The sequence below is a fragment of the Campylobacter sp. CFSAN093227 genome, from assembly GCF_012897855.1.
In the GTDB taxonomy this organism is placed as follows: Bacteria; Campylobacterota; Campylobacteria; order Campylobacterales; family Campylobacteraceae; genus Campylobacter_D; species Campylobacter_D jejuni.
Genome location: NZ_CP040610.1, coordinates 797677 through 817251 on the forward strand (window position 1 = coordinate 797677; position 19575 = coordinate 817251).

Below are 19575 nucleotides of genomic sequence, written 5' to 3' on the forward strand. Positions count from 1 at the left end.
TTTTTTTTTAAAAATATAACAAATTTAAACTAAAAATTTTGCCATTTTTCATATAAATTGTGTTTTATTTCTAAAAGATCTAACCATTTACCTGCGATAAAATTTTCCATTTGCTCTAGATTGTTTGCTTTAGAATAGCTTGCGATAATAGGAGGGGCGATAATAACTCCCATTTGGCTAAGTTTTAACATATGTTCTAAATTTAAAGTAGAAAAAGGCATTTCGCGTACGCCTAAGATAAGTTTTTTTCTTTCTTTTAAGGCCACTGCTGCAGCACGCATTAAAAGAGTGTCTGCAAAACCAGCGTGAATTTTTGCTAAACTTGAAATTGAACAAGGAGCAATGATGGTTTTTTCTATTCCAAAAGATCCACTTGCTACACTTAGACTTAAATTTTTATCATCTAAAAAATAAGTGTATTTAAAATTTTCTTGACAAATTTCTTCTAAATTTGCTTGATTTTCAGTTTTGAAGCTAAGTTTTGCACCTTGGGTTAAAATGCAATAAAGTTCGCATTGGTTTTCTAGATTTTTTAATAATTTTAAGCCTAAATTGACACTGCTTGAACCAGAAATTCCTAATAAAACCTTCATTGTATAATCATCCTATTTTTACCCACTACGATGCCTTGCATAACTTTACCTTCTTTGTTTTTTGCACGAATCCTTTCGCCCATATTTGCACTTTGCAAAGCCACAAGTTCGATTAAAACATCAACATTTGCTTCGCTTAAAATCCCGATTATAGGATCATTTCGGCGTATTAAAGCTGTGGTTTTAAACATATTTGCTCTTAAAATGGCGTTTTTGTTAATATTGCTTTTAGCTACAAGATTATCTACATCATCTAAGGTTAAGGCATTTAAAGGAACTTTATCAAAATCAATCAATACGCTTTTATAGTCAAAAGCTCCAAGTTTATCTCCTCTTTTTATAGCGCGTTCGCTTTTTAAAACTTCTAAATTTGCTTGAATGAAATATCTAAAAAATACATTTTTTTGTATATTTTGCGGAGTTTTAAATTCAGCCCTTAAAAAGCCTTGTGCTTGATTAAAACGCCCATTAGCGATTCTTAGAAATTCATATTGATCAAAATCTTTAGGCAATGATGTTATTTTTAAATCAATTTGAGAAATTATAATTTTAGGAAAATTATTTCTAAATTCTTTAGCTAGCGCTGTTTTGATTTCTTCTAAACTAGCTGCTTGGATATAATTTATCACAATAAAAAAAGTTAAAAAAATAATTTTCATTTTTATCCTAAGAATTATAATGCAATAAATAGTATTTTAGCTTTTATAAGTTTAACAAAGCCTTTAGAAGGCTTTGTATAGAGTTAAAAAGTAGGGATAACAGAGCCTTTGTATTTTTCTATGATAAAATTTTTAATTTTATCGCTTGTTAAAATTTCTTTAATAACAAGACTTTTTTGACTTGTTTCTTCACCTTTTCTTGTAGCTAAAACAATAGCATATAAACTATCTTTATCTTCCATAAAAATACCATCTTTTAAAGGGTTTAAGCCTGCTCCAAGAGCATAGTTTGTGGTAATAATAGCCAAATCAGTATCATTTAGGGCTCTTGGAAGTTGTGCGGCTTTAAGCTCTATAAATTTAAGTTTTTTTGGATTTTTACTTATGTCAATAGGGGTTTTAAGGGTGCTTTGACTTTTAAACTCTATTAAATTTGCTTTAGCTAGTAAATCAAGAGCTCTGCTTTCATTGGTAGCATCATTAGGTATAGCGATTTTAGCACCATTAGGAATGTCTTTTATATCTTTTATGGAGTTAGAATATATAGCCATAGGAACTAAAACAATAGCACCTAAAGAACTTAATTTTGTTCCTTTGTGGGTATTAAAATCATCTAAAAAAGGTTTATGCTGATATAAATTTGCATCTAAATCTTTTTCATTTAAAGCGATGTTAGGTATATTATAGTCATTAAATTCCTTAACTATTAACTTCCAACCTTTTTCTTGAAATAAGGGTTTAGAGAAATTTAAAATTTCAGCATAAGGCGTTGGTGTTGCACCTATGATTATGGTTTTATCCGCCCCAAAACTAAGGCTAATTGTAAATAAAACACTTAAAAATATTTTTTTAATATTCATATTATACTCCTAAAAAGCTGGGATTAATATATCTTTATAATGTTCATTAATGATGGCTTTAAATTTATCGCTTCTTAAAATTTCATCAATTACTTTGGTTTTTTCGCTATTTTTATCTTCTGAGTGTACCACAACATAATTTACATAAGGGCTATTTTTATCTTCCCTAAAAATAGTATCTTTACTTGGATTCAGACCGGCTCCAAGTGCGAAATTAGAATTAATTATAGCAATATCAACATCATCTAAAGCTCTTGGAAGTTGTGCGGCTTTAAGTTCTATAAATTTAAGTTTTTTTGGATTTTTGTTTATGTCCAATGGGGTTTTTAGAGTATTTTTGTTAAGCTCTATTAATTTTGCTTTCTCTAAAAGCTCTAAAGCTCTGCTTTCATTGGTCGCATCATTAGGTATAGCAACTCTAGCACCTTCTTTAAGATTTTCTAAATTTTTGATTTTTTTACTATAAACTCCTACTGGAGCTATAAGTACAGGCGTTGTTGCAATTAAATTTGAACCTTTTTTTAGGTTGTATTCTTCTAAAAAAGGTTTGTGTTGATATAAATTTGCATCAAGTTCTTTTTCCTCTAATGCACGATTGGGCAAAATATAGTCTGAAAATTCTACTATTTTAAGCTCATACCCTTTGTTTTTAAAATCATCTTTCATTAGTTCTAGTAAGCTACCAAAAGGATTTGGAGTGGCTCCTATAGTAATGTTTTGTGCAAATAGGCTAGATAAATTTAGAATGTAAGCGAGTATAATAATTTTAAATAAATTCATAAAAACTCCTTTGTATTTAAGAAAAAAGTCCCTAGGTAAGGGACAAAATTAAAAAGCAGGTAAAACAGATCCGTTGTATTTTTCTATGATAAATTGTTTGATTTTATCACTTTGTAGAGCTTGGATTAAGGCTTTGATTTTTGGATCGTTTTCATGTCCCACTCTTACAACAAGAATGTTTGCATACGGGCTTTCTTTATTTTCGATAAATACGCTATCTTTTGCAGGATTTAGATTTGCAGAGAGAGCGTAGTTGGAATTAATTACAGCAAAATCAACATCATCCAAAGCTCTTGGAAGTTGTGCGGGCTTTAATTCTACAAATTTAATTTTTTTAGGATTGTCTATAATATCAAGAGGTGTTTTTAAAGCCTTATCTTTAAATTTTACCAAACCTTTTTTTGCAATAATATCTAAAGCTCTACTTTCATTGGTTGGATCATTTGGAATGGCGATTTTAACCCCTTCTTTAATATCATCTAGACTTTTGTATTTTTTGGAGTAAACAGCCATAGGTTCTATGTGTATGGCAGCTACTTTGATAAGTTTGGTGCCTTTGTTTTTATTAAATTCTTCCAAATAAGGAGTATGTTGGAAAAAATTTGCATCGGCTTCTCCGTTATCAACAGCTAGATTAGGTAAAACATAATCTGTAAATTCTTTGATTTCAAGTTTATAGCCTTGTTTTTCTAAATCAGGTTTTACTTGTTCTAGGATTTCAGCATGAGGGACGGGAGTTGCTGCAACTGTGATGGTTTCTAATGCATTTGCATTAAGACTTAATGTTAAAATACTTGCTATAAATAAAGATTTGATTTTCATTTTTTTCCTTTTTAGTCATTTTGTGCTTGCTTTAATCTTAATAAATTCACTCTGACTATCAGGAAGAAGCATATAAAAACTTGTTGATAGTCAGATTAACGCATCTGATACATCATTTTAATTCCTTTAATTTTTTTTAAATTTTACTTAAAAAAACTTATATTTATCTTAAAAGGAGATATAATCTCCTTATTTTTTGAAACCTTTATAAAGCAAACTTCCTAAAAATAAGATAAAAACAATTACTTGCCAAAAGAAATTTTCATCATTGTTTATATTGATAACTATACTAACTCCAAGTAAAATCAATAGAGTGGCAATGATATATGTAGTTTTACTATTTTTAGCCCAAGTATAAAATAAATTACCTAGAATTTGAACTAATTGAACTAATATAAGTAAAATAACTACAGTTTGAATCATAACTTCTTTGTTAAATCTTTCATAACCATAGCGAATAGCTACATCTCCTAATCCTCCACCACCGACAGTTCCAGCAAGAGCAGAAAAACCAATGGTAAAGATCAAAGTTAGGGTAATTCCGCTAATTATAGCAGGAAGGGCTTCACTAAAGATAACCTTGAAGATAATTTGAATATTGCTAGCACCATAACTTTTTGCTGCTTCTATAATTCCTTTGTCTATTTCTTTAAAAGCGCTTTCAAGCATCTTTGCCAAATAAGGAGCTATTCCGATAGCTAAAGGAACTATGGCAGCATTTGTACCTATGCTTGTGCCTACTATGATTTTAGAAAGTGGTAAAAGAACAACTATAAGAATTAAAAATGGAAAGGCGCGTAATATATTGGTAATAAAATCTAAAATACTATAAGCGATTTTATTTTCTTTAATTCCATTTTTATCCCAAATAGCAAGTAAAATTCCAGGAATGATAGCCAATAAAAATCCAAATAGTACAGCCATTAAACTCATATAAATTGTTTCATTAAGCGCAGGTTTTAAAATGTTTTCATAATTTTCACTGAAACTTGTAATAGAACTTAAACTCACTTCTTTAATATCCTGCCAAGAAAATTCATTAAAAAATTGAGAAATTCTACTAAAAAAAGCACTGATGATAGAGATGTTTTCTTCATTCATGATGCCACCTCCCATAATACTCCACTTTTTTCTATGTAATCAAGAACCTTGTCTTTATCCTTTTCATTTATATTTATAACTAAATTTCCCAAGGCTTTTCCATTCAGTTTTTCTATTTTACCCCAAACTATGTTAAAGTCTATATTTAGAGTTCTTGCCATATGAGTGATGACGCTATTTTGGGCAACTTCTTTTGGAAAGTAAAGTTTGATATTAAGTCCGTGCTCAGGCAAGAAGTCGCTTTCTCCTAAAAATTCTTTCATTTTGGCATTAGGCCTTAAAAAAAGCTCATCAATTGCTCCACTTCCTATGATTTGTCCATGTTCAAGTAATAAAGCTTTTTGAGCTATGTCTTTTACCACATCCATTTCGTGAGTTACTAAAACAACAGTAATCCCAAATTCAGCATTGATTTTAGATATAAGCTCTAAAATATTTTTTGTAGTGTTTGGATCAAGAGCCGAAGTAGCTTCGTCACTAAGTAAAATTTTTGGGTTTAAAGCTAAGGCTCTAGCAATAGCAACGCGTTGTTTTTGCCCTCCGCTCAGTTCTCTTGGGTAGGATTTGTTTTTATGATCAAGCCCTACGATTTCAAGTAAGGAATTGACTTTTTGGACAATTTCTTTTTCGCTCATGTATTCTTTATTAAAAAGCTTGGCATGAAATTTACACTGAATATAGTGTGTTCTTAAAGGCATAGCAACATTTTCAAATACATTTTTGCGCTCCATTAGGGCAAAATTTTGAAAAATCATCCCTATATCTTTTCTAAGCATTCTTAACTCTTTTGATTTTTTTTGACTTAAATCTTTAATTTCTTGATCAAAGACTTTTAAACTTCCTTCTTGATAATTCTCAAGTCCATTAATACATCTTAAAAGAGTGGATTTTCCAGCTCCACTATGACCTACTATGGCGTAAATTTCACCCTTTTTAATCTCCAAAGAAACATCGTTTATCACGAGTTCCTTGCCATAATATTTTTTTAAATTTTTTATTTTTATCAAATTTTTAACCTCTTAGATTTTGAAGTTCAACTGATATTTTTTCAAGTTGAATTTTTAAATTTTCTAGAGCTTCTTTATTTTGCTCTACCACCTCTTTAGGTGCGTTAGCGATGAATTTTTCATTTGAAAGCATGGAGTTAAGCTTGAAACTTTCTTTTTCAAGCTTATTTTTTTGATTTTCAAGTCTTGTTAAAATACCACTTAAATCAACATTTTCAAGCGTAATAAAAATTTCTAAATTCTCGCTAACATCACATATTGCCTTTGGTAATTTTTCTTCACTAAATTCTATTTGCTCGCACTTTGCGAGCATTATGATAAAATTCATATAAGCTTTGATTTCATCTTTGATTTTTTTATCGTTAAATTTGATATAAGCTTTTTCTATTTTAGAATTTCCAAGATCGATTAAACTTTTAGCACGGCGGATACTAACTATGCTTTCTATGAGCAAAGAAAAGATTTTTTCTATATTTTTATCTTGTTCTTTAAATTTTGGATATTTGCTTATCATAATAGAAGGGCTTGTTTTAAGTTCTGTATCGCTTAGTTTGTGGTATAAATACTCGCTGATAAAAGGCATGAAAGGATTTAAAAGTTTTAAAGCTTCTTTGAAAATACTACCAAGTTCTTTAACGCTCGATTTTTCGGCTTTGCTAAGCTCTATACCCCAATCGCAAAAATCATCCCAAAAGAATTTATATAGAGTATTGGCTGCATCATTAAAGCGATAATTGTCTAAATTTTCTCTTACATCCTTAACACAAGTTTGAAATTTGGCATAAATATATTTTGCTAATTCTGAATGAAGTGTGATATTTTCCAAATCTTCAAATTTACTTTCATTTAAAAGCAGATAATTTGTAGCATTATAAATTTTATTTGTAAAATTTCTAACTTGTAAAAGTTTATCATTGCTAAGTTTAATATCGCGTCCTTGTATAGCAAGAAGTGCTAAAGTAAAGCGTAAAATATCAGCACTATATTCTTTAATGCTTTCATTTGGATCGATGACATTTCCAAGGCTTTTACTCATTTTTCTACCTTGCTCATCTTTCACAAGAGCATGTAAATAAATATCTTTAAAAGGAAGTTGATGTAAGGCATTAGTGCTTTGAAACATCATTCTAGCCACCCAGAAAAATAAAATATCAAAACCTGTAATGAGTAAAGAATTAGGGTAAAAATCTTTTAAATCCTTTTCAGACCAAATTTTATCTTTACCCCAATTTTCATTTCCCCAGCCTAGAGTACTCATAGCCCAAAGTCCTGAAGAAAACCAAGTATCAAGTACATCTTCATCTTGTTTGAAATTTTGACTTTGACATTTTGGACAAGTTTTAGGCGTATGTTGGCTTGCCCATTCATGAGAGCATTCGCAATAATACACAGGAATTTGATGCCCCCACCAAAGTTGTCTTGAAATACACCAATCTCTTAAATCTTTCATCCAAGCATTAAAGCTATTTATCCAGTGATTTGGGTAAAATTTGTTTTCTCCAAGCGCAACTTTTTCTATACTTTCTTGGGCGATTTCTTTTTTTACAAACCATTGTTTGGAGATATAAGGTTCAACTATATTGTTGCAACGATAACAATATCCTATTTGATTGTTATGCTCTTCTATTTTTTCTATAAAACCAAGACTTTTAAGTTTGGCTACGATTCTTTCTCTTGCTTCTAAGCGTTCTAAACCTTGAAACTCTAAACAATGCTCGTTTAAAATTCCTTTTTCATCAAAAACACTTATAAAATCTAAATTATGTCTAAGTCCTACTTCATAATCGTTCATGTCATGAGCGGGAGTAACTTTTACAACTCCTGTTCCAAAATCTTTTTCTACATGTTTATCGGCTATGATTTTAATGGCTTTTTTGCTTATAGGCAAAATCACTTCTTTGTCCACAAATTTAGTATAGCGTTCATCATCAGGATGCACCATAACTGCAGTATCGCCAAAAAAAGTTTCAGGACGCGTTGTGGCTACTACTAAAAATTCATCGCTATCTTTTAAAAAGTATTTAATATGATAAAGTTTTCCTTTGTTTTCTTTGTATTCAACTTCTATATCACTTAAAGCGCCATCATGGGTACACCAATTTATCATGTAGTTTCCACGTACAATAAGTCTTTTATCATAAAGTTCTACAAAGGCTTTTTTTACGGCATTAACCAAACCTTCATCCATAGTAAAACGCAAGCGACTCCATGCAGGAGTGATGCCTAGTGTTCTCATTTGGTCTAAAATTTTTCCACCGCTTTGCTCTTTCCACTCCCAGACTTTTTCTATAAATTTCTCTCTACCTAGTTCTTCTTTTTTAATGCCTTGAGCAAGGAGTTGTTTTTCTACAACATTTTGAGTGGCAATACCTGCGTGATCAAGCCCTGGTTGATAAAGAACCTTATAGCCATCCATTCTTTTGTAACGCGTCATAATATCTTGCAGAGTAAAAGTTAAAGCATGTCCTATGTGTAAAACTCCAGTGACATTAGGAGGAGGCATCATAATGCAGAAATTTTTATCTTTTTCTTGTATGGTTTTATTGCCATCGATTTCAAAATATCCGCGTTCTTCGCAAATTTGATAATACTCTTTTTCTAAATTTTTATCATACATTATTTGCCTTTATTGTTTTAGCTTATTTAATAGAGCTAATTTCTATAATTTCACAAAACGGGAAGAAATATTGTGCTGTATTAAGTCCAGTTTTCAAACTTTTGATATGTTTAGAAAAATCACTTCCTTTGCCGTCTTTTTTAATTTGAAGTTTAAGTCTTTCTAAAATTTCTTCACGTGCTACATGTTCATTTAATTCTTTTGGATTGTTTAAATATGGGCTTAATCTATCTAAACTAATATATTTATAAGCTTTTTTCATATCTGAAAAGATAATTTCTTTGTTATAGATAGTTAATTTCATTTCCCCTTTTGGTAGCATTTTAACAAAAATACTTAGATAATAATCTTTTGCATTATCTTGTATAACGCTTAGCATATCTTTTAACAGATTGATTCTGTATTGGCTTAAAAATTTTCCATCTAAAATGTAAACTTTCATATTTTCTGTGCTAAGCTCAGGTTCTAAACGACTGTTTTTTCCTATGCTTAGATACTCTCTAGCGGTATTTAGATATTTATTTTTGTTTGATTTGTTTGATTGAAGTTCTTTTTTTACAGCTCTTTCTCTTTCTAAGATCTTTTGTTGTTTGCTGATTTCTTTTTTAAGAGCTTCTATTTTGGCTTGTTTATTTTCTTGTTTTAATTTTTCTTTATCCGTATCTAAAATTTGCTTATTTTCATTTGTATTAATATTATTACTTGTATTGGTGTTATTATTTAAGCTTTGATTGTTTTCGCTTATTGATGTATTAAATGTATTGTTATTTAAGCTTTGATTTTCATCTAATAGGTTTGTTTCTTGCTTTTGGATGGTATTGTTATTAATATTTATATCTGATGAACTATTGTTGGTTTGGATCGAGGGTGAATAGGAATTATCGTAGTTATTGGTATATGATTTTTGTTCGGTGTAAGTGTTGGTATTTAAGGTGTAATTCTTTGGTTTTGAATATTCAAAAAGATAATAATATGTTCCACCTAATATCACAATAACAGCAATTAATATGCCAACAATAATAGAAAAAATTTTCAAATTCATTTGCTATCCCTTAAAAACAGAAAGTTAAATAATTTTAGCATTGTACTATAATCTAATATAAAGTAATTTTAAATTTTTATATTTTTAAGTAATTTTTTTTTATAATTTTAACTTTTATAAGGAAAATAATGCCACTTTCAAAATTAAATAATGAACAATATCTTGCTGCTACTGCTGATTTTGGACACAATCTTGTTATTGCAAGTGCAGGGACGGGAAAAACTTCTACTATTGTTGCAAGAATTTCTTATCTTTTAAGCAAGGGAGTGGCACCTCAAAAAATTATGCTTTTGACTTTCACAAATAAAGCCAGTAAAGAAATGATAGGGCGTTTAGGGAAATTTTTTGATAAAAATATTACCAGTAAAATACTTGCAGGAACTTTTCATAGTACGGCTTATACCTTACTTAGAAATGCGGATAAAAATATAGCCTTAAAGCAAGCAAGCGAGTTAAAAACTCTACTTAAAAGTGTCTATGAAAAAAGAACTTTTAGGCATTTAAGTGATATAAAACCTTATCAATCAAGTTATTTATATGATCTTTATTCTTTGTTTCAAAACAAAGCGCACAATCAAGATTTTTATACTTGGTTTTGCCAAAACTACGAAGATCAAAGTATTTATGCTGAAATTTATGAAGATATTTTAAAAGAATATGATAATGAAAAAAAGCGTTTTAATTATGTAGATTTTAATGACTTGCTTATCAATCTAAAAGATCTTTTAAAAGAAGAAAAATATGAATTTGATGAAATTTTAGTAGATGAATATCAAGACACAAATACTTTGCAAAGTTCCTTAATAGAGGCTTTTCATAGTAAAAGTTTGTTTTGCGTAGGGGATTATGATCAAAGTATTTATGCTTTTAATGGAGCGGATATTAATATCATAGGTGGGTTTAAAGATCGTTTTAAAGATGCAAAAATTTTTTCTTTAAATAAAAACTACCGTTCATCAAGAAGTATTTTAGCTTTGGCTAATAAAGTGATTTTAAATAACGAAAGATTATACCCAAAAGAACTTATTGTTACAAGAAATGATGAGTTTAAAGCCCCATCTTTGCTTACTTTTGAAGAATTATTTGATCAGTATCAAAATATAGCCAAAATGATACTTACAAGCGGAGTAAGTTTGGAAGAAATTGCCGTGATTTTTCGCAACAACTCAAGTGCTGATGGGGTTGAAGTAGCTTTAAGGGAGCAGGGCATTGCAAGTGTGAGAAAGGGAAGTGGAAGTTTTTTTGAAAGTTTAGAAGTTAAAGCTTTTAGCTCTATGCTTGCTCTTGTGGTAAATCCTAAGGATATTATGGCTTTTATTCATTTGGTTCAATACACCAAAGGTGTGGGTGGAGTTTTAGCAAAAGAAATTTTTGACGCACTTTTAAAATTAGGGCATGGAAATTTAATAAAAGGTTTTTTAGATCCTGATAAAAATGTAAATTTGCAAAATCATCAAAAAAGAAATTATCAACTTGGGCTTTTTGCGGATTTAGAAGAATTAGCCAGCGAAACTCGTTTTAAATTTGAGAGTGAATTTGATGCACATCCTATTTTAAAACTTTCAAAAATCAATGATTTATGTGCTAGAAATTTAGAAAAAATTTATCTTTTTTTAAAAAAAGCTATGGAAATAAAACATTCTTTGACTTTGGTAAATTTAATTTGTGAAAATTCTTTTTATAGAGAAATTTGTGAAGAACTTGCAACCAAAAGAGCAACAAATAAAGCAGGACAGGTGGATTTATTAAGAAAGAGTGAAAATTTAGAAAAAATAGAAACAAAATTCAATGTCTTAAAAGAGCTTACAAAAAATTATAGCGATATTTATAAGTATTATAATTTTCTAACTTTAGGTGCAAGTGAAATGAGTAGTGGCAAAGGAGTTAATTTGCTTAGCGTACATGCAAGTAAGGGCTTGGAATTTGATCTTGTTTTTGTGATTGATCTTGCGCAAGGTCGCTTTCCTAATCAAAAGCTTATGGGAATGGGTGGAAGCTTAGAAGAAGAAAGAAGGCTTTTTTATGTTGCAGTAACTAGGGCAAAAAATATACTTTATTTAAGCTATGCTAAATATGATAAAAATAAAAAAACTTCTTTCGCCCCTTCTCGTTTTCTTATAGAAGCAGGGCTTTGCAAGGGAGAGTTAACTATAGATTGATAAAATTTCCTTTATATTATTATAAAGAAAGGTTTATTTTATGAAAAAAATATTAATTTTAAGTTTAGCAGCAGCAAGTTTTTTAAATGCTGAAATTTTAGTTTATGGTCCAGGCGGTCCCGCTCCTGTGCTAAAAGAGCTTGCTTTAAAATTTGAAGAAAAAACAAAAGAAAAGGTGATTGTAACCGCAGGTCCAACTCCAGCTTGGATAGACAAAGCAAAAGAAAATGCAGATTTGATTTTTTCAGGCAATACTTCAATGATGGATGATTTTGCTAAAAAAATTCCAAGTTTAAGTTTGGAAAATTTAAGCGTTTTAAATGTGCGTCCATCAGGTATTATCGTGCGTCCAAATAATCCAAAAAATATTAAAAATTTTGAAGACATTTTAAAAGATGACATAAATGTTATGGTGGTTGATGGCGCAGGACAAGTTGGACTTTATGAAGATATGGCTTTAAAAAGTGCAAAAAGAGAAAATTTGGTAAAATTACGTAAAAATATAAAAATTTATGCTAAAAATTCCAAAGCTGCTGTAGATGAGTGGAATAACAATCCAAATATTGATGCTTTAATCATTTGGTCTCATTGGGCAAAGGCTTTAGGCGATGATAAAGCTTTATTTATCAAAGATAAAAATGCAGTGATTTATCGTGCAGCTGAAATTGCTCCTACAAAAAAAGGTTTAGAAAATAAAAAAGCTTTAGAATTTGTAGATTTTATTAAGAGTAAGGAAGCTCAAAAAGTGTGGAAAAAATATACTTGGAAAGAAGTAAAATAATTTTGAGTGAAATTAAAAAATAATTAATATTTATAGGATATAATCACTCCTAAAACATTAATTGCAATAATGTTTAAAATATCAAAAAAGGAAATTAAATGAGTACAGTAAATTTTAAAGGAAATCCTGTAAAACTTAAAGGAAATTCAGTAGAAGTTGGAGCAGATGCTCCTAAGGTAAATCTTAAAGCTAAAGATTTAAGCGTGATTGAAATCGGTGCAGCGGGTAAAACTCAAATCATTTTAAGTGTTCCAAGCTTAGATACACCAGTTTGTGCTACAGAGGCTAGAGAATTTAATAAAAAAGTAGCCAGTTACAATGGTGCTGAAGTGATTGTAGTAAGTATGGACTTACCTTTTGCTATGGGAAGATTTTGCAGTACAGAAGGTATTGAAAATTTAAGTGTTGCAAGTGATTTTGTGGCAAAAGAATTTGGTGAAAAATATGGTGTTTTGATAAATGAAGGTGCTTTAGAAGGGCTTTTAGCTCGTGCCGTATTTGTGATTAAAGAGGGTAAAGTGGCATATAAAGAACTTGTAAATGAAATCACAGAAATGCCAGATATTGCAAAACTTGATGCATTTTTTGGTGGTTCTAGCTGCTGCGGTGGTTGTGGTTGCCATTAATTTTGATTAAGCCCATTCTTAGGGCTTAATTTTTATATCTTCATTTTTTTATTATTTTAAGTTGATTATATTTTAATTGTTAAGTTGATTATTTTTAATATTTATTTTGTGTAAGAATAATATAAAAAGGACAATAAAACTCCTATAAAATAGAGCTTTAAAATTATTATTTTTATTAAAATTTCAAGAGATTTTTATACTTCATTTTTTATAATAAGATGATTTTTTTATTTTGGAGGAATAAGGATGAATAGAAGGGATTTTATTAAAAATACCGCTATTGCAAGTGCTGCTAGTGTTGCAGGGCTTAGTGTTCCAAGCTCTATGCTTGGCGCGCAAGAAGAAGATTGGAAATGGGATAAAGCTGTTTGTAGATTTTGTGGAACTGGCTGTGGAATTATGATAGCTAGAAAAGATGGCAAAATCGTAGCAACAAAAGGTGATCCTGCAGCACCCGTAAATCGCGGACTTAATTGTATCAAAGGTTATTTTAATGCTAAGATCATGTATGGTGAAGATCGTCTTGTTATGCCTTTGCTTCGCATGAATGAAAAAGGCGAATTTGATAAAAAAGGCAAATTTCAACAAGTTTCTTGGCAAAGAGCCTTTGATGAAATGGAAAAACAATTTAAAAAAGCCTACAATGAACTCGGCGTTACAGGTATAGGGATTTTTGGTAGTGGGCAATACACTATCCAAGAAGGTTATGCTGCTTTAAAGCTTGCAAAAGCGGGTTTTAGAACAAATAATATCGATCCAAATGCAAGACATTGTATGGCCTCTGCAGTGGTTGGTTTTATGCAAACTTTTGGTGTAGATGAGCCATCAGGCTGTTATGATGATATAGAGCTTACAGATACTATTATCACTTGGGGAGCTAATATGGCTGAAATGCACCCAATCCTTTGGTCAAGAGTAAGTGATAGAAAACTAAGCAATCTTGATAAGGTTAAAGTTGTGAATCTAAGCACTTTTTCTAACCGTACTTCAAATATTGCTGATATTGAAATTATTTTTAAACCAAATACAGATTTGGCTATTTGGAACTACATAGCAAGAGAGATTGTTTATAATCATCCAGAGGCTCTGGATATGAAATTTATCAAAGATCACTGCGTATTTGCAACTGGTTATGCTGATATTGGTTATGGTATGAGAAATAATCCAAATCATCCAAAATTTAAAGAAAGTGAAAAAGATACGGTTGAAAAAGAAAATGTAATCACTTTAGACGATGAAGAGGCTACTTCTTTATCTTATCTTGGCGTTAAAGCGGGTGATAAATTTGAAATGAAACATCAAGGTGTGGCTGATAAAAACTGGGAAATTTCTTTTGACGAATTTAAAAAAGGTTTAGCCCCTTATACTTTAGAATACACTGCAAGAGTAGCCAAAGGTGATGATAATGAGTCTTTGGAAGATTTTAAGAAAAAACTTCAAGAATTAGCTAATCTTTACATAGAGAAAAATCGCAAAGTCGTAAGTTTTTGGACTATGGGCTTTAATCAACACACAAGAGGTTCTTGGGTAAATGAACAAGCTTATATGGTACATTTTTTGCTAGGAAAGCAAGCTAAACCAGGTAGTGGAGCCTTTTCTTTAACAGGACAGCCAAGTGCCTGTGGAACAGCTAGGGAAGTAGGAACTTTCTCACATCGTTTGCCTGCAGATATGGTTGTAGCCAATCCAAAACACAGAGAAATTTCTGAAAAAATTTGGAAAGTTCCTGCAAAGACTATCAACCCAAAACCAGGTTCTCCTTATCTTAATATCATGAGAGATTTAGAAGATGGAAAAATTAAATTTGCATGGGTGCAAGTGAATAATCCATGGCAAAACACTGCAAATGCAAATCACTGGATTGCAGCAGCAAGAGAAATGGATAATTTTATTGTTGTAAGTGATTGTTATCCTGGAATTTCAGCAAAAGTAGCTGATCTTATTTTACCAAGCGCTATGATTTATGAAAAATGGGGTGCTTATGGTAATGCTGAAAGAAGAACTCAACATTGGAAACAACAAGTCTTACCTGTAGGTGCTGCCATGAGTGATACTTGGCAAATTTTAGAATTTGCAAAACGCTTTAAGCTTAAAGAAGTTTGGAAAGAGCAAAAAGTGGATAATAAGCTTACCTTGCCAAGTGTTTTAGAAGAGGCAAAAGCTATGGGTTATAGCGAAGATGATACACTTTTTGATGTACTATTTGCCAATAAAGAAGCAAAAAGCTTTAATCCAAACGATGCCATCGCAAAAGGCTTTGATAATACCGATGTTAAAGGTGATGAGAGAAAAATTCAAGGCAGTGATGGAAAAGAATTTACAGGCTATGGCTTTTTCGTTCAAAAATATCTTTGGGAAGAATATCGTAAATTTGGCTTAGGACACGGACATGATTTAGCGGATTTTGATACCTATCATAAAGTAAGGGGTTTAAGATGGCCTGTGGTTAATGGCAAGGAAACACAGTGGAGATTTAATACTAAATTTGATTATTATGCTAAAAAAGCGGCTCCAAATTCAGATTTTGCTTTTTATGGTGATTTTAACAAAATGCTTACAAATGGGGATTTAATAGCTCCTAAAGATGAAAAAGAGCACAGTATTAAAAATAAGGCTAAAATTTTCTTTAGGCCATTTATGAAAGCACCTGAAAGACCAAGTAAAGAGTATTCATTCTGGCTTGCAACAGGAAGGGTTTTAGAGCATTGGCATAGTGGAACTATGACTATGCGTGTGCCTGAGCTTTATCGCGCTGTGCCTGAAGCACTTTGCTATATGAGTGAGAAAGATGGAGAGAAATTAGGCTTAAATCAAGGTGATTTGGTTTGGGTGGAATCTCGTCGCGGTAAAGTAAAAGCAAGAGTAGATATGCGCGGAAGAAACAAACCGCCTGTAGGACTTGTGTATGTGCCGTGGTTTGATGAGAATGTATATATCAATAAGGTTACTTTGGATGCGACTTGTCCGCTTTCAAAACAAACTGACTTTAAAAAATGTGCTGTAAAAATTTATAAGGCTTAATTTAGGGTTTTGATTAAATGAAAGGTAGAAGAGAATTTTTCGTTAGTGCCTTTAAGGCTGCATGTTTATGTACAGGAGGTGGATTTTTGGCTAATTTGGCTTTAAAAGCCGATGATAATTATGCTTTGCGTCCTCCTGGGGCTGAAGATGAAGCTAGATTTTTAAGCAAATGTATTCGTTGTGGGCTTTGTGTAAAAGCCTGTCCTTATGATACTTTAAAGCTTGCTAGCTTGTTAGATAGTCCAAAAAATGGCACGCCTTTTTTTAAGGCAAGAGAAATTCCTTGCTATCTTTGTAAGGATATTCCTTGCATTAGAGAATGTCCAACTGATGCTTTAGATAAAAAGCATTTAGAGCAGGGTATAGAATCTTTGAAAATGGGTATTGCTATTGTTGATAGTGCTTCTTGTGTGGCACACTGGGGAATTCAATGTGATGCTTGTTATAGAGCTTGTCCTTTGATAGATAGGGCTTTAAAACTTGAGCTTAAACGCAATGAACGCACCGCCAAACATGCTTTTTTACTACCTAGTGTGGATCATGAAGTGTGTGTAGGTTGTGGGCTTTGTGAACTGGCTTGTATTACTGAAAAACCGGCCATTCGTGTTTTGCCAAGGGAGTATGTATTGGGAAAAGCAGGATCTCATTATGTAAAAGGCTGGGATGAAAAAGATGAAGGTCGTATAAAAAATGCAGATACTTCAAAACATTTTGATGCTAAAAAAGCAACCAATTATTTAAATGATGGAGAACTGTGATGAAGTATTTAATTGCTAGACGCATCGTTCAGCTTGGAATTTTAGCGCTTTTTAGTTTTAAAGCTACAGATTTTATCTTGCAGGGAAATTTAAGTTCTTCTAGACTTTTTAATACCATACCTTTAAGCGATCCTTTTGCGGTTTTGCAAATCATTCTAGCAAGCTGGAGTATAGATTTAGTGGCTTTAATAGGAGCTTTGATTATATTTTTTATCTATGGTTTGCTTTTAGGAAGGGTTTTTTGCTCTTGGGTTTGTCCTGTTAATTTAATCACAGATTTTGCTGCTTTTGTGCGAAATAAATTAACCCTTAATAATAAATTTTTAATTTTGCCTAAAAATTTACGCTATTTTGTATTGGTCTTGGTTTTAGTCCTTTCTTTTGTATTTTCATTGCCTGTGTTTGAAAGTTTTTCTTATATAGGAATGATACATAGAGGGATTATTTTTGCTACAAGTTCTTGGATTTTTGTAGCCTTTATACTTTTTTGTATCGATACTTTTTTAAGTCCTAGGGCAATTTGTTCACATTTTTGTCCACTAGGAGCTTTTTATGCTTTTATTTCTCGTTTTGCTTTGCTTAAAATAAAGCATGATAGTGATAAATGCACTAAATGTTATGAATGTATCCGTATTTGTCCTGAAAAACAGGTTTTGTGGATGGTTGGAAAAGAAAGTACTAGCGTGAAATCAGGAGAGTGTATAAGGTGTGCAAGATGTATAGAAGTTTGTAATGATGATGCTTTGAATTTTAATATTTTTGATTTAAGGAATAAATAATGAAGAAGAAATTGGTTTTATTAGGAAGTGCTGCAGTGGTATTTTTTGCCGCTTGTGCAATGAATAGTGGGGTAAGTTCGGAACAAATTGGACTTAGAAAAGCAAGTTTAGAAAATGAAAATAAAGTAAATTTAGTGGAAGCAAATTTCACAACTTTACAACCTGGGGAATCTACTCGTTTTGAGCGTTCTTATGAAAATGCACCACCATTAATTCCGCATGCTATTGAAGATTTGTTACCTATAACTAAAGATAACAATATGTGCTTAAGCTGCCATGATAAGGCTATAGCAGCAGATGCTGGTGCAACTCCACTTCCTGCTAGTCATTATTATGATTTTAGACACAATAAAACCACAGGAGATATGATTAGTGATAGTCGTTTTAATTGCACTCAGTGTCATGTTCCACAAAGTGATGCAAAACCTTTAGTGGGAAATAGCTTTAAACCTGAATTTAAAAATGAACAATTAAAAAGTCGTTCAAATTTAATTGATGTGATTAATGAGGGTGTAAAGTAAATAAATGAAAAAATTTCTTTTTATTTTGAGTCTTTTTTGTGTTTTGTCTTATGCTTATGAGCTGAAATTAAATGCTAATATAACAGCTTTAAAGCTTGATAAGCAAAACTTATATATAGGCACTGATAAAGGTGAAATTTTACAATATAACATTAAAGATAAAAGTTTAAAAGAACTTTTATCTTTACCAAAGATTAAAAATTATTATGGTGATGATTTTGCTAAGATTTATAACATTGATGTTTTTAAACATACACTTTTAATACTTAGCGAGGGTGATTTTGGTGCTAAAAATTTAAGTTTTTATAAGGAAAATTTACAAATCAAAAAGCTCGAAGAAAATAGCATAATAAAAGCATTTTTTATCAATGAAAACACTTATCTTTTGATTTCTATTGGTTCTGAAATAGAATTAATTGATAAAAGTTTAAAAAATATAAAAAAATTTAATTTTTCCCATTCTAGTCTTAATGATGCAGTTTTAAATGAAGATAAGAGTAGACTAGTTGCAGGTTTTGAGAGTGGCGAAGTAGAACTTTTTGATTTGAAAAATTGGAAGATGTTAAAAAACTATGATAAAATGCATAAAGATAATATCTATCAAGTAGATTTTAAAAATAATGTTATTTTAAGTTGTGGAACGGATAGGCGTATAGGAGTTGTAAAAAATGAAGAGCAAAATTTTTTGCAAAAAGATTTTTTGATATATACTTGTGCTTTAAGTCCTAGTGGAGAATTCGCTGTTTATAGCGATAATGAAGCTGGAGTTAGTGAAGTTTTTAGCACAAGTGATTTTAAGCCTGTTAAAACTTTTAATAATGAAAATTTGATGAGTGAGTTTATTATTTTTTTAAACAATAAAGATTTTATCGTTTCAGGCTTTGGTGATAGTATAATGTTTAGGAGTATTGATGAATAATCTTTCTAGTGTTTTGATTTTAGCAAAAGAAGAATATATAAATGATTTAAAAAAGGCTATATCTGAAATTCCTTTTTGTTCTGTAGAACTTTGTGAAAATGAAAAGATTATAGTTGTGATTGAAAGTGAAAATTTAGAAGATGAGTTAAACTCTTATAAAATGCTTGAGAAATTGCCAAATATTATCAGTATTAATATGGTTTTTTCTTATCAAGATTTAAATGATGATATCCAAAAAGCAATCAATAGCGGCGCAATAGAAACGATAGAAAAAAATGAAAATGCTGAGAATATTCGCTACTATGGTAGTGTATTTAATCAATTTTCTTAAAGTGTAAAGATGGTATTTTTAATCCCATTGCTTATTATAATTGGTGTTATTTTTGGAATTGATTATGTGTATTTTAAAAATCAAGATTTAAAAGCGCAAGTTAAAAAAGAACAAAAAGAATTAAATTCTAGTTTAGAGAAAGAAAAAAAAGAATATATAGAAAAACTGTTTAAAACAAAATAGACATTAAAAAACATCT

Annotated in this window: 19 protein-coding genes; 10 read left to right on the plus strand and 9 right to left on the minus strand. The window is 30.7% G+C overall.

The features are described from left to right. Window positions 1-29: 29 nt before the first annotated feature. From FBF06_RS04330 to FBF06_RS04370, 9 genes are all read right to left on the minus strand, one after another. Window positions 30-593 carry a UbiX family flavin prenyltransferase gene (locus FBF06_RS04330; RefSeq protein WP_002860748.1) on the minus strand — a complete coding sequence of 188 codons (564 nt, stop codon included), beginning with the start codon at window positions 591-593 and terminating at the stop codon, window positions 30-32. Then, entirely contained in the window at window positions 590-1252 is a 663-nt protein-coding gene (gene flgA, locus FBF06_RS04335) for a flagellar basal body P-ring formation chaperone FlgA (RefSeq protein ID WP_002876101.1), read from the minus strand. The genes FBF06_RS04330 and flgA overlap by 4 nt, the downstream gene beginning before the upstream one ends. Window positions 1253-1335: 83 nt before the next feature. Continuing rightward, entirely contained in the window at window positions 1336-2112 is a 777-nt protein-coding gene (locus FBF06_RS04340; RefSeq protein ID WP_002852406.1) for a MetQ/NlpA family ABC transporter substrate-binding protein, read from the minus strand. 9 nt (window positions 2113-2121) lie between these two features. Further along, window positions 2122-2892 (minus strand): MetQ/NlpA family ABC transporter substrate-binding protein, encoded by a 771-nt coding sequence (locus FBF06_RS04345; RefSeq protein ID WP_002859805.1) that lies wholly within the window; start codon window positions 2890-2892, stop codon window positions 2122-2124. Window positions 2893-2940: 48 nt separating this feature from the next. Continuing rightward, window positions 2941-3714 (minus strand): MetQ/NlpA family ABC transporter substrate-binding protein, encoded by a 774-nt coding sequence (locus FBF06_RS04350; RefSeq protein ID WP_032584219.1) that lies wholly within the window; start codon window positions 3712-3714, stop codon window positions 2941-2943. A gap of 189 nt (window positions 3715-3903) precedes the next feature. Next, window positions 3904-4815 carry a methionine ABC transporter permease gene (locus tag FBF06_RS04355; RefSeq protein WP_002861419.1) on the minus strand — a complete coding sequence of 304 codons (912 nt, stop codon included), beginning with the start codon at window positions 4813-4815 and terminating at the stop codon, window positions 3904-3906. Then, the gene (locus tag FBF06_RS04360; RefSeq protein ID WP_044278512.1) at window positions 4812-5822 is read right to left on the minus strand and encodes a methionine ABC transporter ATP-binding protein; all 1011 of its coding nucleotides are present in this window, start codon (window positions 5820-5822) and stop codon (window positions 4812-4814) included. Before FBF06_RS04360 ends, FBF06_RS04355 begins: the two co-directional genes overlap by 4 nt. A 4-nt stretch (window positions 5823-5826) precedes the next feature. Beyond that, window positions 5827-8439: a valine--tRNA ligase gene (locus FBF06_RS04365; protein WP_052796031.1), complete on the minus strand. Its 2613-nt coding sequence runs from the start codon at window positions 8437-8439 to the stop codon at window positions 5827-5829. A gap of 22 nt (window positions 8440-8461) precedes the next feature. Continuing rightward, a complete protein-coding gene (locus tag FBF06_RS04370; RefSeq protein WP_002867971.1) occupies window positions 8462-9481 on the minus strand; it encodes a hypothetical protein in 1020 nt (339 codons plus the stop codon). A gap of 128 nt (window positions 9482-9609) precedes the next feature. On the opposite strand from FBF06_RS04370, the gene FBF06_RS04375 reads away from it, so the two are divergent. The 10 genes from FBF06_RS04375 to tatA2 all read left to right on the plus strand — a co-directional run bounded on the left by FBF06_RS04375 (window position 9610) and on the right by tatA2 (window position 19559). Beyond that, window positions 9610-11640: an ATP-dependent helicase gene (locus FBF06_RS04375; protein WP_002857005.1), complete on the plus strand. Its 2031-nt coding sequence runs from the start codon at window positions 9610-9612 to the stop codon at window positions 11638-11640. 40 nt (window positions 11641-11680) lie between these two features. After that, entirely contained in the window at window positions 11681-12421 is a 741-nt protein-coding gene (gene peb2 / locus FBF06_RS04380; protein WP_002867970.1) for an AcfC family adhesin PEB2, read from the plus strand. A 98-nt stretch (window positions 12422-12519) separates the two neighbouring features. Beyond that, window positions 12520-13047 (plus strand): thiol peroxidase, encoded by a 528-nt coding sequence (tpx, locus tag FBF06_RS04385; protein WP_002856712.1) that lies wholly within the window; start codon window positions 12520-12522, stop codon window positions 13045-13047. Window positions 13048-13293: 246 nt separating this feature from the next. After that, window positions 13294-16068, plus strand: a complete 2775-nt coding sequence (gene napA / locus FBF06_RS04390) for a periplasmic nitrate reductase subunit alpha (RefSeq protein WP_168977552.1) — start codon at window positions 13294-13296, stop codon at window positions 16066-16068. 17 nt (window positions 16069-16085) lie between these two features. Beyond that, window positions 16086-16826 carry a ferredoxin-type protein NapG gene (napG, locus tag FBF06_RS04395; RefSeq protein ID WP_002866909.1) on the plus strand — a complete coding sequence of 247 codons (741 nt, stop codon included), beginning with the start codon at window positions 16086-16088 and terminating at the stop codon, window positions 16824-16826. Beyond that, a complete protein-coding gene (gene napH, locus FBF06_RS04400; RefSeq protein WP_074470854.1) occupies window positions 16823-17605 on the plus strand; it encodes a quinol dehydrogenase ferredoxin subunit NapH in 783 nt (260 codons plus the stop codon). Before napG ends, napH begins: the two co-directional genes overlap by 4 nt. Beyond that, window positions 17602-18126, plus strand: coding sequence for a nitrate reductase cytochrome c-type subunit (locus FBF06_RS04405; protein WP_010891887.1), 525 nt, complete (start codon window positions 17602-17604; stop codon window positions 18124-18126). Before napH ends, FBF06_RS04405 begins: the two co-directional genes overlap by 4 nt. A 4-nt stretch (window positions 18127-18130) precedes the next feature. Beyond that, a complete protein-coding gene (locus FBF06_RS04410) occupies window positions 18131-19045 on the plus strand; it encodes a WD40 repeat domain-containing protein (RefSeq protein ID WP_002859815.1) in 915 nt (304 codons plus the stop codon). Continuing rightward, on the plus strand, window positions 19038-19376 hold the full coding sequence (locus tag FBF06_RS04415) for a chaperone NapD (RefSeq protein WP_002867967.1): 339 nt from the start codon (window positions 19038-19040) through the stop codon (window positions 19374-19376). The genes FBF06_RS04410 and FBF06_RS04415 overlap by 8 nt, the downstream gene beginning before the upstream one ends. Before the next feature lie 9 nt (window positions 19377-19385). Continuing rightward, window positions 19386-19559 (plus strand): Sec-independent protein translocase subunit TatA2, encoded by a 174-nt coding sequence (tatA2, locus tag FBF06_RS04420; protein ID WP_002859817.1) that lies wholly within the window; start codon window positions 19386-19388, stop codon window positions 19557-19559. Window positions 19560-19575: the final 16 nt, after the last annotated feature.

Excerpts from the sequence above, each read along its gene's own strand:
- FBF06_RS04330 (WP_002860748.1), bottom strand. The coding sequence starts at position 593 with ATGAAGGTTTTATTAGGAATTTCTGGTTCAAGCAGTGTCAATTTAGGC.
- peb2 (WP_002867970.1), top strand. The coding sequence starts at position 11,681 with ATGAAAAAAATATTAATTTTAAGTTTAGCAGCAGCAAGTTTTTTAAAT.
- FBF06_RS04370 (WP_002867971.1), bottom strand. The coding sequence starts at position 9,481 with ATGAATTTGAAAATTTTTTCTATTATTGTTGGCATATTAATTGCTGTT.
- FBF06_RS04415 (WP_002867967.1), top strand. The coding sequence starts at position 19,038 with ATGAATAATCTTTCTAGTGTTTTGATTTTAGCAAAAGAAGAATATATA.
- FBF06_RS04340 (WP_002852406.1), bottom strand. The coding sequence starts at position 2,112 with ATGAATATTAAAAAAATATTTTTAAGTGTTTTATTTACAATTAGCCTT.
- napA (WP_168977552.1), top strand. The coding sequence starts at position 13,294 with ATGAATAGAAGGGATTTTATTAAAAATACCGCTATTGCAAGTGCTGCT.
- napG (WP_002866909.1), top strand. The coding sequence starts at position 16,086 with ATGAAAGGTAGAAGAGAATTTTTCGTTAGTGCCTTTAAGGCTGCATGT.
- flgA (WP_002876101.1), bottom strand. The coding sequence starts at position 1,252 with ATGAAAATTATTTTTTTAACTTTTTTTATTGTGATAAATTATATCCAA.
- FBF06_RS04410 (WP_002859815.1), top strand. The coding sequence starts at position 18,131 with ATGAAAAAATTTCTTTTTATTTTGAGTCTTTTTTGTGTTTTGTCTTAT.
- FBF06_RS04350 (WP_032584219.1), bottom strand. The coding sequence starts at position 3,714 with ATGAAAATCAAATCTTTATTTATAGCAAGTATTTTAACATTAAGTCTT.
- FBF06_RS04365 (WP_052796031.1), bottom strand. The coding sequence starts at position 8,439 with ATGTATGATAAAAATTTAGAAAAAGAGTATTATCAAATTTGCGAAGAA.
- FBF06_RS04375 (WP_002857005.1), top strand. The coding sequence starts at position 9,610 with ATGCCACTTTCAAAATTAAATAATGAACAATATCTTGCTGCTACTGCT.
- tatA2 (WP_002859817.1), top strand. The coding sequence starts at position 19,386 with ATGGTATTTTTAATCCCATTGCTTATTATAATTGGTGTTATTTTTGGA.
- tpx (WP_002856712.1), top strand. The coding sequence starts at position 12,520 with ATGAGTACAGTAAATTTTAAAGGAAATCCTGTAAAACTTAAAGGAAAT.
- FBF06_RS04355 (WP_002861419.1), bottom strand. The coding sequence starts at position 4,815 with ATGAATGAAGAAAACATCTCTATCATCAGTGCTTTTTTTAGTAGAATT.
- FBF06_RS04345 (WP_002859805.1), bottom strand. The coding sequence starts at position 2,892 with ATGAATTTATTTAAAATTATTATACTCGCTTACATTCTAAATTTATCT.